At 73.0% G+C, this 14,652-nt stretch carries 16 protein-coding genes; 9 read left to right on the top strand and 7 right to left on the bottom strand.

Annotation, left to right across the window (positions count from 1 at the left end; translation table 11 throughout):
- Positions 1–28 precede the first annotated feature (28 nt).
- Positions 29–553: an ABA4-like family protein gene (locus ACZ4NB_RS20795; RefSeq protein WP_467663513.1), complete on the bottom strand. Its 525-nt coding sequence runs from the start codon at positions 551–553 to the stop codon at positions 29–31.
- Positions 550–1,476, bottom strand: a complete 927-nt coding sequence (locus tag ACZ4NB_RS20800) for a hypothetical protein (protein ID WP_467663688.1) — start codon at positions 1,474–1,476, stop codon at positions 550–552. Before ACZ4NB_RS20800 ends, ACZ4NB_RS20795 begins: the two co-directional genes overlap by 4 nt.
- 211 nt (positions 1,477–1,687) lie before the next feature.
- Here ACZ4NB_RS20800 and ACZ4NB_RS20805 point away from each other — a divergent pair, with 211 nt between their 5' ends.
- Positions 1,688–2,311, top strand: a complete 624-nt coding sequence (locus ACZ4NB_RS20805) for a MerR family transcriptional regulator (protein ID WP_467663515.1) — start codon at positions 1,688–1,690, stop codon at positions 2,309–2,311.
- A gap of 99 nt (positions 2,312–2,410) precedes the next feature.
- Positions 2,411–2,848 carry a phage tail protein gene (locus ACZ4NB_RS20810; protein WP_467663517.1) on the top strand — a complete coding sequence of 146 codons (438 nt, stop codon included), beginning with the start codon at positions 2,411–2,413 and terminating at the stop codon, positions 2,846–2,848.
- Positions 2,849–2,883: 35 nt separating this feature from the next.
- Here the strand turns inward: ACZ4NB_RS20810 and ACZ4NB_RS20815 are convergent, their stop codons facing one another.
- Positions 2,884–3,738, bottom strand: coding sequence for a siderophore-interacting protein (locus tag ACZ4NB_RS20815; protein WP_467663519.1), 855 nt, complete (start codon positions 3,736–3,738; stop codon positions 2,884–2,886).
- 48 nt (positions 3,739–3,786) lie between these two features.
- Positions 3,787–4,701, bottom strand: coding sequence for a 5'-3' exonuclease (locus tag ACZ4NB_RS20820; RefSeq protein WP_467663690.1), 915 nt, complete (start codon positions 4,699–4,701; stop codon positions 3,787–3,789).
- A gap of 227 nt (positions 4,702–4,928) precedes the next feature.
- Here ACZ4NB_RS20820 and ACZ4NB_RS20825 point away from each other — a divergent pair, with 227 nt between their 5' ends.
- The 4 genes from ACZ4NB_RS20825 to ACZ4NB_RS20840 all read left to right on the top strand — a co-directional run bounded on the left by ACZ4NB_RS20825 (position 4,929) and on the right by ACZ4NB_RS20840 (position 10,001).
- Complete coding sequence (locus ACZ4NB_RS20825) at positions 4,929–6,092, top strand: quaternary amine ABC transporter ATP-binding protein (protein WP_467663521.1); 1,164 nt, start codon at positions 4,929–4,931, stop codon at positions 6,090–6,092.
- On the top strand, positions 6,085–8,682 hold the full coding sequence (locus ACZ4NB_RS20830) for an ABC transporter permease/substrate binding protein (RefSeq protein ID WP_467663522.1): 2,598 nt from the start codon (positions 6,085–6,087) through the stop codon (positions 8,680–8,682). The genes ACZ4NB_RS20825 and ACZ4NB_RS20830 overlap by 8 nt, the downstream gene beginning before the upstream one ends.
- Before the next feature lie 144 nt (positions 8,683–8,826).
- Entirely contained in the window at positions 8,827–9,258 is a 432-nt protein-coding gene (locus tag ACZ4NB_RS20835; RefSeq protein WP_467663524.1) for a hypothetical protein, read from the top strand.
- Between the two features lie 17 nt (positions 9,259–9,275).
- Positions 9,276–10,001, top strand: coding sequence for a helical backbone metal receptor (locus ACZ4NB_RS20840; RefSeq protein ID WP_467663525.1), 726 nt, complete (start codon positions 9,276–9,278; stop codon positions 9,999–10,001).
- Between the two features lie 115 nt (positions 10,002–10,116).
- Here ACZ4NB_RS20840 and ACZ4NB_RS20845 read toward each other — a convergent pair whose 3' ends face one another.
- Positions 10,117–10,389: a hypothetical protein gene (locus ACZ4NB_RS20845; RefSeq protein ID WP_467663527.1), complete on the bottom strand. Its 273-nt coding sequence runs from the start codon at positions 10,387–10,389 to the stop codon at positions 10,117–10,119.
- A 196-nt stretch (positions 10,390–10,585) separates the two neighbouring features.
- Here ACZ4NB_RS20845 and ACZ4NB_RS20850 point away from each other — a divergent pair, with 196 nt between their 5' ends.
- Positions 10,586–11,242 carry a maleylpyruvate isomerase N-terminal domain-containing protein gene (locus tag ACZ4NB_RS20850; protein ID WP_467663529.1) on the top strand — a complete coding sequence of 219 codons (657 nt, stop codon included), beginning with the start codon at positions 10,586–10,588 and terminating at the stop codon, positions 11,240–11,242.
- Between the two features lie 34 nt (positions 11,243–11,276).
- Here the strand turns inward: ACZ4NB_RS20850 and ACZ4NB_RS20855 are convergent, their stop codons facing one another.
- Positions 11,277–12,404 (bottom strand): TDT family transporter, encoded by a 1,128-nt coding sequence (locus ACZ4NB_RS20855; protein ID WP_467663531.1) that lies wholly within the window; start codon positions 12,402–12,404, stop codon positions 11,277–11,279.
- Positions 12,405–12,487: 83 nt separating this feature from the next.
- Here ACZ4NB_RS20855 and ACZ4NB_RS20860 point away from each other — a divergent pair, with 83 nt between their 5' ends.
- Together ACZ4NB_RS20860 and ACZ4NB_RS20865 are read left to right on the top strand one after the other, a co-directional pair.
- A complete protein-coding gene (locus ACZ4NB_RS20860; protein WP_467663533.1) occupies positions 12,488–13,414 on the top strand; it encodes a LysR family transcriptional regulator in 927 nt (308 codons plus the stop codon).
- Positions 13,415–13,572: 158 nt separating this feature from the next.
- Complete coding sequence (locus tag ACZ4NB_RS20865; protein ID WP_467663534.1) at positions 13,573–13,932, top strand: hypothetical protein; 360 nt, start codon at positions 13,573–13,575, stop codon at positions 13,930–13,932.
- Positions 13,933–13,936: 4 nt separating this feature from the next.
- Here the strand turns inward: ACZ4NB_RS20865 and ACZ4NB_RS20870 are convergent, their stop codons facing one another.
- The gene (locus ACZ4NB_RS20870) at positions 13,937–14,635 is read right to left on the bottom strand and encodes a gamma-glutamyl-gamma-aminobutyrate hydrolase family protein (RefSeq protein WP_467663535.1); all 699 of its coding nucleotides are present in this window, start codon (positions 14,633–14,635) and stop codon (positions 13,937–13,939) included.
- Positions 14,636–14,652 lie beyond the last annotated feature (17 nt).

The raw sequence follows: 14,652 nt of genomic DNA on the forward strand, positions 1-14,652 counted from the left end.
GGTCGGAAAGGCCCTGGGAGGCCGTCCGTCAGCCGGCGGCGCCTGCCCGCCGGCTCCTCGTCGTGGTACTTGGCGACGGCCGCTGCCGGGTTCGCGTCGAGCGGTCGTGCCCCGCACCGTCGGCGCCGCGCCCGCGGAGGCGGACGGCCGCGCGCAGGCCGAGGAAGAGCAGTACGCCGATGGGGGAGAGCAGCACGGTCAGCACCAGCAGCGGCCCCATGATCAGCGGATGGATCCCCAGGGCGCGGGCCTCGCGGTACATCCACTGTCCCAGGAACAGATCCCAGGCGATCACCTGCGCCCAGATCGCACCGGCTCCGCCGCCCAGCCGCAGCAACTCCTGGAACCCCGCGAGATCGGGTCGGCTGACGGCGGCCCACAGCTGCGGGAAGACCGGGACGGCCAGGGCCAGATAGACCGCGAGTACCGGCACCATCGGCAGCGGCGAGGCGGCGATCCGGTCGGTCCAGCGCCATCCGGGGGCCAGGACCAGCAGCGCCCAGAACGGCGCCGCGAGGAGGAAGGCCAGGTCGAAGAGGGTGCGGTCGCTCATGAGGTCAACTCCGTTGCGGGGGTGGCGGATTCCGCGGAGGGTTCGTCCTGGGGGGCGGCGTCCGCGGGCCGCCGCAGGGCCGCGTACGCCCCGATCGCGGTGGCCGCCCCGATGGCGCCCAGCGCGCCCAGCGTCGCCCCGTCCGGATGGATCAGTGCCTGGCCGCGCAGCGCCTGCCAGGTCACCAGCGCCAGCAGCGCGGTGAGGAGGCCGGCCGCGACCAGCACCAGCCGCAGCCGCACCCGCTCGTGCCGCAGTCGGGCGAACCGGCCGGCCAGTGCCTCGATCGCGTACAGGAACAGCGGCAGTGCCTGGAGGGCGTGCATGCCGACGAAGTGCGGGACGCGCAGATCGCCGCCGGTGGTGTTCCAGCCGGTCAGTGGCATGGCCGGACCGCCGTCGGGAACGCCGACGCTGTGTGCGCCGATGGCGGTGGCCAGCCGGCCCGCGGCCTGCTGCTGCGGGGTGGGCGCCAGCATCAGCCCGCCGAGCAGCAGCCCGGCCAGGGCGATCAGCAGGCCGAGCCGGATCGCCCAGGTCGTGGCGCGGTCGCCGAGGCGGGCCCGGAAGAGCAGCAGCGCGATGACGAGGGTGGCCGTCCACAGGACCACGATGGTCAGGCCCATGACCACGAACAGGCCCTGGTCCAGGGGTGTTTCGATGTTGAAGTGGCTGCGCCGGCCGCGGATCGCCTGGCCGGTGATGATCGCCATCTCGATGGTCCCGGCGACCACGACGGTGTGTGCGGCCCATTGGCCGGCCCGGCCCCGGGTCGGGCGCCGGGACAGCATCCAGGCGAGCGTCAGCCCGTAGGCCACGAACGACACCGCGAACTTCAGCGGCTTGAACCAGATCGGCGCCCCGAGCAGGACCCGGTCGTCGACGATCAGGCCGACCGCGGCGACCACCGCGAGCGCGGCCATCGCCCAGGAGAAGGCGAGCAGCGAACGGTATCTGGACATACGGGTCCCCCTGAACCGCAGAATGGATAGTGGCGCTTACCGCTATCTGATAGCTGGACTATCTATGATGGAGGCCGGATTGGCAAGGCCGGGAGGGGGCGGGGCGCCCCGGGAGGCAAGGAGCGCCGGGCGGTGGCCGGGCGCGGGAAAGGGCGGCATGCGCATCGGGGAGTTGAGTCGCGCGACGGGCGTCGCGGTCCCGACGATCAAGTACTACGTCCGGGAGGGGCTGCTGCCCGCGGGCCGGCTGACCAGCCCCAACCAGGCGAGCTACGACGAGGGCCATGTGCGCAGACTGCGGTTGATCCGCGGGCTGATGGACGTCGGCGGGCTCTCGGTCTCGGCCGTCCGCGAGGTGCTGGCCGCCGTCGACTCGCCCGGCGAGTCCGTGCACAAGGTGCTCGGCGCGGCCCAGCTGGCGATCACCCCGCCGCCGACCGCCACCCCGGACGGGATGGAGGAGGCGCGGGGAAAGGTCGCGGACCTGATCCGCCGGCGCGGCTGGCGGGTGGAGCTGGAGAATCCGGCGGTCGAGGCGCTGGCCGTCGCGCTCGCCACCTTCCAGGGCATCGGGCACGCCGAGTTCGAGGAGGTCGTCGACGACTACGCCGACGCCTGCGAACGGGTCGCCGCCGCCGATCTCGACTGGGTCGGCCGCAACGCGGAGGTCGACGGCATGGTGGAGAGCGTCGTGGTGGGGACGGTACTGGGGGACGCGGTCCTGATGGCGATGCGGCGGCTGGCGCATGTGGAGGCGTCGGCGCGCAGGTACGAGCAGTGGCCGGACCAGGGCTGAGGTGCGCTACCTGGCCTGGTGTCGGTCGTTGTGAGGGGTGGTCAGGCGGCCGGGGGGCGTCCCCGGCCGCCCACGCGCGAACAGCAGGAGGACCCGCCCATGTTGACCGGCGATGCTCTCACCAGCCACACCTTCACGATCGAACTCGGCAAGTTCCAGGTCGAGACCCTCCAGGACGTCTCCGGGCTGACCATGGGGCTGGACGTGGTCGAAACGCGGCAGGTCTCGCCGACCGGCGAACTGATCGTGCGCAAGCAGCCGGGCGCCCGCCAGGCCGGCGAGGTCACCCTCACCCGCGGTATGGACAAGAGCGCGGTGTTCACCGACTGGATCAGGACCAGCCTGGACGGCGACCTCGACGGCGCACGGCAGAACGTGACCATCACCGTGCGCGACGCCGACAAGCAGCCGGTCCGGCGGTTCCGTCTCGCCAACGCCTGGGCCTCGTCCTGGACGGGCCCGGACCTGGACGCGACCGCCTCCGGGCCCGCCACCGAGACGGTGACCCTCACCTACGAGGACATCTCCGTGGAGTAGCGGGGCGCCGTGGCGGGGCGCTGGGTGACGCCGGGTCAGGCCGCGGCCGCGGGCGACTCCTGCTCGGCCTCCACCTGCTGGTTCCAGTCGCGCTTGGATGCCTGCCAGCCGTCCTCGTCGTGGCCGGCGCGCCAGTAGCCGGAGATGGAGAGGGACTCGCGCGGGACGCCGCGCTCGACGCGCAGCAGGCGGCGGAGCTCCTTGACGAAACCGGCCTCGCCGTGGACGAACGCCTGGACCTCGCCGGCCGGGAAGTCCAGCGCCCGTACGGCGGCGACCAGTTCGCGGCCGACGGGGGCACCGCCGCGGTGGAGCCAGGTGATCTCGGCGCCGGCCGGGGCGGTGAGGTCCTGCCGCTCCTCCGGGCCGGCGACCTCGATGAAGGCGTGCACCGCTGCGCCCGCGGGCATCCGGGCCAGGGAGGCCGCGATGGCGGGCAGCGCGCTCTCGTCGCCGGCGAGGAGGTGCCAGTCGGCGCCGGGCTCGGGAGCGTAGGCGCCGCCGGGGCCGAGCAGGAAGATCTCCTCGCCCGGCTGCGCGGCGGCGGCCCAGGGGCCGGCCAGGCCCTGGTCACCGTGCACCACGAAATCCACGGTCAGCTCGCGGGCGTCGCCGTCCCAGTCGCGCACGGTGTACGTACGGGTCCGGGGCCAGCGGTCGCGCGGGAACTCGGCGCGGATCTGCGCGATGTCGAACGGCTCGGGGTAGCGCACGCCGGGCAGCGGGAAGACCAGCTTGACGTAGTGGTCGGAGAACTCGCCCGCGGCGAACTCCGCCAGCCCCTCACCGCCCAGCACCACCCGGACCATGTGCGGGGTGAGCCGCTCGGTGCGCTGTACCCGGGCGCGGTGCACGGCGGGCTTCTTGCGGGACGGGCGCTCTGCTGCCACGGCGGTCTCCCTGATCCGATGCTTGTTAGGTATACCTAACCTAACAGGTCATCGGTGGAGCGTGACGAGCAAACGGTGCAGGGCGCCGCCCAGGCCCCACTGCGCGGCGAGCGCATCCAGCCGCTCGGGGTCGGCCGGCTCGGTGGGCAGGGCGTGATCGGCGTCGGGGACGGCGACGTCGGAGGCCACCTTGACGACCTTCGGGGCGACGGCGACGTACGGGCGCGCCTCCAGCAGGCGCTTGCGCTGGGCGGGGGTCACCTTCGAGGCGGGGTCCTCGGCGGCGGCCATGATGCCCGCGAGGTCGCCGTACGCGGCGAGCAGCTTGGCGGCGGTCTTCTCGCCGATCCCCGGGACGCCGGGCAGTCCGTCGCTGGGGTCGCCGCGCAGCAGCGCCAGATCGGCGTAGCCGGGGCCGTCCACGCCGTACTTCTCGCGCAGCAGCCCCTCGTCGGTGATCTGGAGCGTGCCGACGCCCTTGAGGGGGTACAGCACGCGGATCCCGCGCCGGTCGTCGACGAGCTGGAAGAGGTCGCGGTCGCCGGTGACGATGTCCACCGGGCCCTTGGCCTGCGCGGTCAGGGTGCCGATGATGTCGTCGGCCTCGTAGCCGGCCGCGCCGATACGGGAGATGCCGAGCGCGTCCAGGACGTCCTCGATGATCGGGACCTGCGGCGAGAGGGTGTCGGGGACCTCCTCCTCGTCGGGCTCCGCGGACCCGGCCGGGGCCTCTTCGGCGACCCGGTGCGCCTTGTAGGTGGGGATCAGATCGACCCGCCACTGGGGGCGCCAGTCGAAGTCCATGCAGGCCACCAGGTCGTCGGGGTGGTGGTCCTGGACGAGCCGGGCGATGAAGTCCAGCAGGCCGCGTACCGCGTTCACCGGCGTACCGTCCGGCGCCTTGACCGATTCCGGTACCCCGAAATAGGCGCGGAAGTAGAGAGAGGCGGTGTCGAGGAGCATCAGGCGTCGAGTCACACCCCGCATGATGCCGTATGCCCCATACGTCGCAGCGTTGTGATCTAGAACACCGTCTTGTTTGAGCCGCATAAAGGCGGGCAGGCGCGCGCCTGGAGCGGACCCGGTGGAGATCCAAACTGTTCACCGGTAAAGGCGGGCGGAACCCGTCCCGCACCACGACCTGCCGGCGGGGGTGGCAGGTCGTTTCTCGTGCGACAAGAGAGGTTTATGTGTCCAGGCTGCAAGCCGAGCACCTGTACAAGGTGTTCGGTAGAAGACCCGAGGACGCGGTCCGCTCCCTCGAAGCCGGCGCGAGCCGGGACGAGCTGCGGGCCGAAGGCACCACCGCCGCCGTGATCGACGCGTCGATCGAGGTGGACGAGGGCCAGATCTTCGTCGTCATGGGTCTGTCCGGATCCGGTAAGTCGACGCTGCTGCGCATGCTCAACGGGCTGCTGGAGCCGACCGCCGGAACCGTCCGCTTCGACGGCCAGGACCTCACCTCCCTCAGCGACCGGGCACTGCGCAAGGTCCGCTCCGAGAAGATCTCCATGGTCTTCCAGCACTTCGCGCTCTTCCCGCACCGCAGCGTGCTGGAGAACGCCGCCTACGGGCTGGAGGTGCAGGGCGTACCGCGCGCCGAGCGCGAGCGGCGCGCCACCGAGGCGCTGGCCCTGACCGGGCTGGCGGGCTGGGAGAAGTCCTGGCCCGACGAGCTGTCCGGCGGTATGCAGCAGCGTGTGGGCCTGGCCCGGGCGCTGGCCACCGACGCCGACCTGCTGCTGATGGACGAGTCCTTCAGCGCGCTCGACCCGCTGATCCGCCGCGATATGCAGGACCAGCTGCTGGAGCTGCAGAAGACCCTGAAGAAGACCATCGTCTTCATCACCCACGACCTCAACGAGGCGATGCGCCTCGGCGACAAGATCGCGGTGATGCGGGACGGGCGGATCGTCCAGACCGGCAGCGCCGAGGACATCCTCGTCCGGCCCGCCAACGACTATGTCGCGTCCTTCATCCAGGACGTGGACCGCAGCCGGGTGCTGACCGCGGGCGCGGTCATGACCGGGACCGGCACCGTGCTGGGCACCACGACCCCGGACGGGCGCACGCTCGCCACCGAGGCGGAGTTCCGGGCCGCCGCGCCCGCGACCGTCGGCGTCGACACCCCGCTGGCCGAACTGTTCGCCCCCTGCTCCACCAGCACCGTTCCCGTCGCCGTGACCGGCGACGACGGCGCCCTGGTCGGTGCCGTGGCGGCCGAGCGGCTGCTGGCCGTGCTCGGCGAGTCCGGCGAGGACGCGGCCCCGGCCGCTCCCGCCCGGACCGGCGCGAAGACCGCGGCGACGGCCGAGGACAACGAGGCCGAGGGCAAGGTGATCGCCGGTGCCTAGGATCCAGATAGGCAGCTGGGCCGAAGGCGCCGTCAACTGGCTGCGCGACAACCTCGACTGGCTCTTCACCCTCGTCACGAAGGTCCTCGGCGGCCTCTACGACGGCATCCACACGGTCCTCGCCGCGCCCGAACCGCTGCTGCTGGCCGGCATCCTCGCGGTGCTCGCCTGGTGGCTGCGCGGTCTGCCGGCCGCCCTGCTCACCTTCCTCGGGTTCGCGCTGATCGACTCGATCGAGCAGTGGGGTCCGACCGTCGAGTCGCTCTCGCTGGTCCTGGTGGCCTGCCTGATCACCGTCGCGGTCGCCGTGCCGCTCGGCATCTGGGCGGCCCGCAGCCGGGTCGTCGGCGGTGCGCTGCGCCCGGTCCTGGACCTGATGCAGACCATGCCGGCGATGGTCTACCTCATCCCCGGCATCCTCTTCTTCGGCCTCGGTGTGGTCCCCGGCATCGTCGCCACCATCGTCTTCTCCATGCCGCCCGCGGTCCGGATGACCGAGCTGGGCATCCGGCAGGTCGACGAGGAACTGGTCGAGGCCGCCGAGGCGTTCGGCACCCACCCGCGGCGCACGCTCTTCCGTGTGCAGCTGCCGCTGGCGCTGCCCACGATCATGGCCGGTATCAACCAGGTCATCATGCTGGCGCTGTCCATGGTCGTCATCGCCGGCATGGTCGGCGGCGGCGGGCTCGGCTCGTCCGTCTACAACGCGATCAGCTCGGTCGATGTGGCGCTGGGCGCCGAGGCGGGCCTCGCGGTCGTCATCCTCGCCATGTACCTGGACCGGATGACCGGCGCGCTCAACCAGCGGGTCTCCCCGCTCGGCCGGCGGGCGCTGGCCAAGGCGCAGGCGGCGCTCGGCGGGATGAAGTTCCTGCGGTGGCGGCCCGCCACGTCCGTGGCGATGGTCGGCGTGGTCGTCCTCGCGCTGGTCGCCGGCGGGATGAGCGTGTTCGGCAAGGGCGCCGGCCAGGGCGGCGGCAACGGCCGTCCGATCAGCCTCGGCTACGTCAACTGGGACGAGGGCAAGGCCACCACGTACCTGTGGAAGGAGATCCTGGAGCAGCGCGGCTACCAGCCCAAGGTCCAGGCCCTGGAGGCCGGCCCGCTGTTCGCCGGGCAGGCCCGCGGCGACATCGACGTCCAGACCAACGCCTGGCTGCCGACCACCCACGCCTCGTACTGGAAGAAGTACCACGACCAGCTGGAGGACCTCGGCGCCTGGTACGACAAGACGTCGCTGGAGATCGCGGTGCCGTCGTACGTCAAGGGCGTCAAGACCCTCGACGACCTCAAGGGCAAGGGCGGCGAGTTCGGCGGCAAGATCACCGGCATCGAGCCGGGTGCCGGCGAGATGAAGATCCTCAAGGACAAGGTCCTCAAGGACTACGGCCTGGGCGGCGAGTACCGGGTCCAGGAGTCCAGCACCGCCTCGATGCTCAGCGAGCTGGACCGCGCCGTCCACCAGAAGAAGCCGATCGCGGTGACCTTGTGGTCGCCGCACTGGGCCTACGACAAGTACCCGCTCACCAAGCTCAAGGACCCCAAGGGCTCGTTCGGCTCCGGTGACGGCCTGCACCTGCTGGGCCGCAAGGGCTTCGCGCAGGACGAGCCCGAGGTCGCCCGGTGGATGAAGAACTTCCACCTGGACGAGAAGCAGCTCACCAGCCTTGAGAACGACATCAAGAGCGCCGGTGAGGGGCATGAGCAGGACGGCGTCCGCACCTGGCTGAAGAAGAACCCCGGCCTGGTCGACAAGGTCGCGCCCGGCGGCAGGACCACCTACGCCAAGGGCCGGGACGCGGGCAGGGCGCCGAACATCGGCTACCCCGCCTGGGACGAGGGCATCGCCACCACCTACCTGTGGAAGAACGTCCTGGAGAAGCGCGGCTACCGGCCGAACATCCGCAACCTCGACATCGGGCCGATGTGGACCGGGCTGTCCACGGGGCAGATCGACGTGGAGACCGACGCCTGGCTGCCGGTCGCGCAGAAGCAGTACTGGGACAGGTACCGGAAGGACCTCGTCGACGTCGGCGCCTGGTACGACAAGACCTCGCTGGAGATCGCGGTGCCGTCCTACGTCAAGGGCGTCAAGACCCTCGACGACCTGCGTGCCCACAAGGACGAGTTCAAGGGCAAGATCATCGGAATCGAGCCCGGTACCGGCGAGATGAAGCGGCTCAAGGACACCGTCGCGCCGGCCTACGGCCTGGACGACTTCGAGGTCACCTCGGCCGGTACCAGCGCCATGCTCGCCGAGCTGGACCGGGCGTACCAGAAGAAGGAGCCCGTCGCGGTCGTCCTGTGGTCGCCGCACTGGGCGTACAGCAAGTACAAGCTGACCAAGCTCGCCGACCCCAAGGGCACCTGGGGCGCCAACAACCAGATCAAGACGGTCGGCAACGAGAGCTTCCCCGAGAAGTTCCCGGAGTTCCACGGCTGGCTGAAGAACTGGAAGATGAGCCCCGACGAGCTCGGCAGCCTGGAGAAGGCGATCCAGGACGCCGGCAAGGGCAACGAGGACAAGGGCGTCGAGAAGTGGATCGACGCCCACCCGGGCATCGTCGACAAGATGGCGCCGGTGAAGTAGGCGCGCTCGACACGTAGTTCACCTGTGGGGCGGCGGGCCCCGCGCCGGCGGTTCGCCGGGGCGGGGCCCGCCGCCGTCCCGCGGCTCACCCGGGCGGGCGCGGGTAGCGCGCCGGACGGCGGGGCGGATGATTGGCTGGAGTGCGTGAAACCCGCGCACGTAGCCGCCGCCCTGATCGGCGCGGCCACCCTGGGGATCGCCGCGCCCGTCGCGACGGCGCAGGTCGAGCCCGATCCGATGGTGGCCGGCCAACGGGTGAGCATCAGCGACAGCAGGCGGTGCGCGCCGGCTTCGGGCGCGCGGGCGCACTCGGCGCTCTTCGGCCCGGTGGTGCTGCGGCCGGGCGCGCGCGGCCTGGCCGCCGACGCCACGGTCGCCGAAGCGGCCAGGCCGGGGCGCTACCAGGTCACCATCGAATGCGCGCCGGGCGGAGCGCGGTTCACCGAGACCGTGACCGTGCAGGACAGCCGGGTGGAGGGAGTGAACGTGACACAGGCGGCCGGTGGTCTGGTGCTGTTCGTGCTGGCCGGCAGCGCGGCGTATCTGCTGCGCCGCAGGGCGGGCGGGCGCGCCTGAGGTCGTACCGTGGACGGATGACCGTGCAGCGCGTGGTGTCCCTGGTGCCGTCCCTCACCGAGGCGGTGGCCGCCTGCGCGCCCGAGTTGCTGGTCGGGGTCACCGACTGGTGCAGCCACCCGGCCGGGCTGGCGGCCGCCCGGGTCGGCGGCACCAAGAACCCCGACGTCCGGCGGATCGCCGCCCTGGCGCCCGGCCTCGTGCTCGCCAACGAGGAGGAGAACCGCCCCCAGGACCTGGCCGCGCTGCGGGCCGCGGGCCTGGACGTCCTGGTCACCGAGGTCCGGACGCTGGACCAGGGGCTGCGCGAGCTGGACCGCGTACTGGTCGCGGGCTGCGGACTGCCCCGCCCCGACTGGCTCGACGCCGCCGAGGCCGCATGGCGCGAGCTGCCGGCCCGGCCGGCGCGGCGTACCGCGGTGGTGCCGATCTGGCGCCGGCCGTGGATGGTGCTCGGCCGGGACACCTTCGCCGGGGACCTGCTGGCCCGTCTCGGCGTGCGCAATCTCTACGCCGGCCATGCCGACCGCTATCCGAGGATCGCCCTCGACGCGCTCAACGCCGGTCCGGCCGACCTCGTGGTCCTCCCCGACGAGCCCTACCGCTTCACCGCCGAGGACGGCCCCGAGGCGTTCCCCGGCCTGCCCGCCGCGCTGGTCAGCGGGCGCCATCTGACCTGGTACGGACCGTCGTTGGCGCAGGCTCCGGCCGTATTGGCCACGGCCCTGGCCGCGGCGCGCTGAAGCGACCGGGGCGCCGGCACGGGACGCGCGCTGCCCGCCGGCGAAGACCGGCGGGCAGACGGCGGGACGCGCCGCCGCACCCCGGAGCGGCGTGCCGCGGGCTGCGGCGGCGGTGTCAGCGGCGGCCTCGCCCGCCGGAGCGAACGGCCGTGCCCTCGATGTCGCCCCCGGCGGTCTGCTTGAGAATGGCGACCGTCCGGTGGTTGTCGATGAGGATGTTCGTGAGGCAACCGTCCTGGGGGAACAGGAGGCTGAAGGTCGGCGCGCAGTGCACGTCCTCGTCGAAGAACCCGGCGGACCAGCCCTTGGCGCTGGCCGTGCCGGTCGCCGACATCAGCAGCGCACCGGCCCCGAGGGCGCCCGCGACCATCCGCATTGCCTTACCCATGACGGAACTTCCTTCCTGTCTGGACCCGGTCCGCTGCCGGGATCACCGCGCTAACGAACCAGCAACGAATTGATTACGTTGCGTTACTCCGTCATGGTGACGACGTCACCGGGCGTGACCGGGGGAGCGGGGCGGCACCACCTCCGGTCGCCCCATCCGGTTGTCCGCCCTTCCGGCACCGCACTACCTTGCCGAGGTGGATCTCTTCTCACTCTCCTGGGCGGCGCTGCGCACGGCGGTCGCCGAGCTCCCCGACGAGGACTTCGAGCGGCCGTCCGGCTGCACCGGCTGGCTCGTACGGGACCTCGTCTGCCACCTGGTCATCGACGCACAGGACGTCCTGATCACCCTCGTCACCCCCGCCGAAGCGGAACCCACCGTGAACGCGGTGACGTACTGGAAGGTCGGGGACGCACCGCCGACCGGCCGGGACCCGCTCGACGCGCTGATCGTCCGGCTGGCCGCCGCGTACGAGGAACCGCATCTGCTCAAGTTCCACCTCGACGACGTCGGCTCCGCCGCCGGCCGCGCCGCCGAACTCGCCGACCCCGCCGCCCGGGTGAGCACCCAGGACGAGGTCCTCACCGCGGGCGACTACCTCGGCGCCTACGTCCTGGAGTGGACGCTGCACCACCTCGACCTGATCGCGCACCTCCCGGATGCGCCCCGGCCGCCCGCGGAGGCCCTGGCCCGGACCCGGGCGATGCTGGAGGAGATCGCCGGCGCCGCGTTGCCCGCGTCGTTCAGCGACCAGGACGCCCTTCTGGTCGGCACCGGCCGCCGGGCGCCGACCGACGAGGAGCGGGCCGCGCTCGGCGAAGTGGCCGCGAGGCTGCCGCTCTTCCTGGGCTGAACCGCCGGCGCGCCGTGGTTCGGCGCGCCGCCGCTCAGCGCGCGGCCGGCGGCGGTGCCAGCAGCCGGCCGTGCGCCAGGCCCGAGGCGGTGCGGGCGGCGGTCACCGCCACCGCCGTCAGCAGTACGGCGAACAGTGCGCCGGCCAGCCCGTCGAACACGCCCAACCCGGTGTGCCGGGCCAGGCCCGCCGCGCCCGTGACGCAGGTCCCCAGGGGGAAGGTGAAGCCCCACCAGGTCATGGCGAAGCCCATGCCGCGGCGGAAGGCGCGGACCACCATCGCCGTCGCGATCGCCAGCCAGAGCAGCGCGAAGCCCATCACGGGCACGCCGTAGAGGACCGCGAAGGCGCTCATGGCGTGGGCGGAGGAGGCGTCCACGACTCCCGGGGCGACATCGGCGAGGTTGTTCACGGCGGTGGTGGACTGGCCGAGCGGGCCGAGGACGAGGAACAGGGTCGGGGTGAGGGCCAGCGGCAGGGCGCCGTGGTGGAGCAGCCGGGACAGCACCAGCGGCAGGACCAGCAGGGTGGCCAGCAGGGACATGCCGAAGAGTGCGTAGCAGCCGAGCAGCATCGCCGTGCGCCACTGGCCGGGCGGCAGATGGGGCACCAGGGCGGGCCCCAGCGCCGCCGAGACCATGGGGGCGACCAGCGGCAGGATCCACACGGGGGTGGCGCCGGCCGGCTCGACGCGGTGCCGGGTCACCATCAGATACGGGATCACCGCGGCGCCCGTGAGGCCGACGAGCGTGCCCAGGGTCCACAGGGCGGCGTCGGCGGCCACCGCGGCCGGTTCGCCGATGACGTCCCGGCCGACCGCGAGCGTGCCGCCGCCGACCGCCAGCAGCGCCATGGCCAGGCAGCCGTAGAACGGGGCGACGGCGGGGTCGAGGAGGTGGCGGCGGGCCTGGTCGGGGTGCCGGCGCCAGTGGACGGCGCGGGCGGCCAGCAGCGTCAGCAGCAGTACCGCCGACAGCGCCCAGACGACCGTGTAGGCGCGGCGCAGGCCGGTCGCCGTGAGCGGGAGGGCGGCGCCGGCGTTGGCGACGATCGCCGTGCCCATGACGGTGGCGTACCAGTTCGGGCCGAGGTGGCGGACCGATCCGGGGGTACGGGGGGCCGCGGGGGTGGTGCGGGAAGGTGCTTGCGCGAGTGTTGCCATGAGAAGAGCCTGACTCCTCCCAACGGCCCCCACCAGGGACATTGTCTCTATGGGGGCATAAGCTGAGGTGATGTGTTGGGGGAATGATGGGTGAGGCCCGGTCCACCTCGCTGGCGCACCGGGTCCCGGACCTCGGCGCGCTGGAGCTGCTGCTCGCCATCGCCCGGCTCGGCAGCCTGGGGCGGGCCGCCCGCGCGCGCGGGATCAGCCAGCCGGCCGCCAGCAGCCGCCTTCGCGCCATGGAGCGGCAGCTGGGGGTGGCGCTGGTCGAGCGGTCGCCGCGGGGCTCCCGGCTGACCGACGCCGGGGTGCTGGTGACGGACTGGGCGCGGCGGGTGGTCGAGGCCGCCGAGGCGTTCGACGCGGGCGCCCAGGCGCTGCGCGGGCGCCGCGACTCCCGGCTGCGGGTCGCGGCGAGCATGACGATCGCCGAGTACCTGCTTCCGGGGTGGCTGGTCTCGCTGCGGGCGGAGCTGCCCGGGACGGCCGTCTCGCTGCTGGCGGGGAACTCCAGCGCGGTGGCCGAGCGGCTGGCGCGGGGCGAGGCGGATCTGGGTTTCGTGGAGGGGCTTCAGGTGCCGGCGGGGCTGGACGGCGCGGTCATCGGGCACGACCGGCTGGTCGTGGTCGCCGCGCCGTCGCACCGCTGGGCGCGCCGCCGTACGGAGCTGACCGCCGCCGAGCTGGCCGCGACCCCGCTGATCCTGCGCGAGCGCGGCTCCGGCACCCGGCAGGTGCTGGACGCGGCGCTCGGCGAGCACGGCGGGCTGGCCGAACCGCTGCTGGAGCTCGCCTCGACCACCGCAGTGAAGGCGGCCGTGGTGAGCGAGGCGGCGCCGTCGGTGCTCAGCGAGCTGGCGGTCGGTGAGGAGCTGAGTGCCCGGCGGCTGGTGGAGATCCCGGTGCGGGGGCTGCGGCTCGGCCGCGATCTGCGGGCCGTGTGGCCGGCCGGGCAGCGGCCGGTGGGGCCGGCCCGTCACTTGCTGGGGCTGACCCGCGCGACCTCCTGAGGCGGGCGGGGCCGGCCCTGGTGGGGGTGGCGGACGGATCGCGGGGCTGAGGGAACCGGCCGCCGCCGGATCCGCCGTGCGTTAGTGTGTTCGAATCCTTGATCGCGTGCGCGCGACGGGACCTGACCATGCGTCAACTACCACTACGGGGACCACACATGAAGAGGAAGACGTCGGCCGGGATCATCGCCGCCACGGCTCTGCTCGGCACCGCGCTGGCCGGCGGTGCCGCCACGGCCGCCACGCCGACCGCCGCGCACCCGACCGCCGCGGCCACCACCGCGACGGCCGCCTGCGTCAACGCCGAGGCGCAGGAGAACGTGAAGATCCGCAAGGAGCGCAAGCTGAACAGCACCGCGGTCGGGCTGTTCACCAAGGGCGCCACGACCTGCATCCGCGACAAGGCCACGGGGCAGTCGTACCACCTCTGCGGACGCTCGGGCACCGACTGGATGAAGATCACCTACCGGGGCAACACCGGCTGGATCCCCGGCGCCTGCGGCTCCCGACAGGTCTGAGCCCTCACACCTCCGGGGACGCCCCGCGTGCCGCCGCCACCAGCGCGTCCATCACGCGGGTGTCGTCCCCGGCCTCCGGGTGCCACTGCACCGCCAGCGTGAAGCCGCGCGCGTCCGGCAGCTCCAGCGCCTCGATCGTGCCGTCCTCCGCGTACGCCGAGGCCAGCAGCCCGCGCCCGAGGCGGTCCACCGCCTGGTGGTGGTAGGTCGGTACCGCCACCGGCTCGGGCAGCGCGCGGCCCAGCAGCGTCCCAGGCACCGGCTTGATGTCGTGCCGCCCGAAGACCCCGGGCGGCCCGGCGTGCCCGTCGAGGTGCTGGACGAGGGTGCCGCCCAGCGCCACGTTCAGCAGCTGGAGCCCGCGGCAGATGCCCAGCAGCGGTACGCCGCCCGCCAGCGCGGCCTCGATCAGGGCGAGTTCCCAGGCGTCCCGGTCCAGGGCGGGCGGACCGGTCCGGGGGTGCGGCTCCGCTCCGTAGCGCGCCGGCGCCACATCCGCGCCGCCGGCGATCACCAGCCCGTCCAGCCGGGCCACCGCCGCGGCGGCCGTCGCCGGATCACCCGGCGGCAGCAGGGCGGCCAGCCCGCCCGAACGCTGCACCAGCTGCGGATAGCCGGCCGGCACCAGCGCGGCCGGCTGGGTCCATACGCCCCAGCGGGCCTCTTCCTGGTAGGTGCTGATGCCGATGAGGGGCTGGGACATGGGGTGGGGTCCTCCGT

Source organism: Streptomyces sp. NPDC026575, assembly GCF_055567415.1.

Bases quoted from the DNA above. Each gene is read 5' to 3' on its own strand.
- ACZ4NB_RS20795 (WP_467663513.1), bottom strand. From the start codon at position 553: ATGAGCGACCGCACCCTCTTCGACCTGGCCTTCCTCCTCGCGGCGCCG.
- ACZ4NB_RS20800 (WP_467663688.1), bottom strand. From the start codon at position 1,476: ATGGCCGCGCTCGCGGTGGTCGCCGCGGTCGGCCTGATCGTCGACGAC.
- ACZ4NB_RS20810 (WP_467663517.1), top strand. From the start codon at position 2,411: ATGTTGACCGGCGATGCTCTCACCAGCCACACCTTCACGATCGAACTC.
- ACZ4NB_RS20820 (WP_467663690.1), bottom strand. From the start codon at position 4,701: ATGCTCCTCGACACCGCCTCTCTCTACTTCCGCGCCTATTTCGGGGTA.
- ACZ4NB_RS20840 (WP_467663525.1), top strand. From the start codon at position 9,276: ATGACCGTGCAGCGCGTGGTGTCCCTGGTGCCGTCCCTCACCGAGGCG.
- ACZ4NB_RS20845 (WP_467663527.1), bottom strand. From the start codon at position 10,389: ATGGGTAAGGCAATGCGGATGGTCGCGGGCGCCCTCGGGGCCGGTGCG.
- ACZ4NB_RS20855 (WP_467663531.1), bottom strand. From the start codon at position 12,404: ATGGCAACACTCGCGCAAGCACCTTCCCGCACCACCCCCGCGGCCCCC.
- ACZ4NB_RS20860 (WP_467663533.1), top strand. From the start codon at position 12,488: ATGATGGGTGAGGCCCGGTCCACCTCGCTGGCGCACCGGGTCCCGGAC.
- ACZ4NB_RS20865 (WP_467663534.1), top strand. From the start codon at position 13,573: ATGAAGAGGAAGACGTCGGCCGGGATCATCGCCGCCACGGCTCTGCTC.
- ACZ4NB_RS20870 (WP_467663535.1), bottom strand. From the start codon at position 14,635: ATGTCCCAGCCCCTCATCGGCATCAGCACCTACCAGGAAGAGGCCCGC.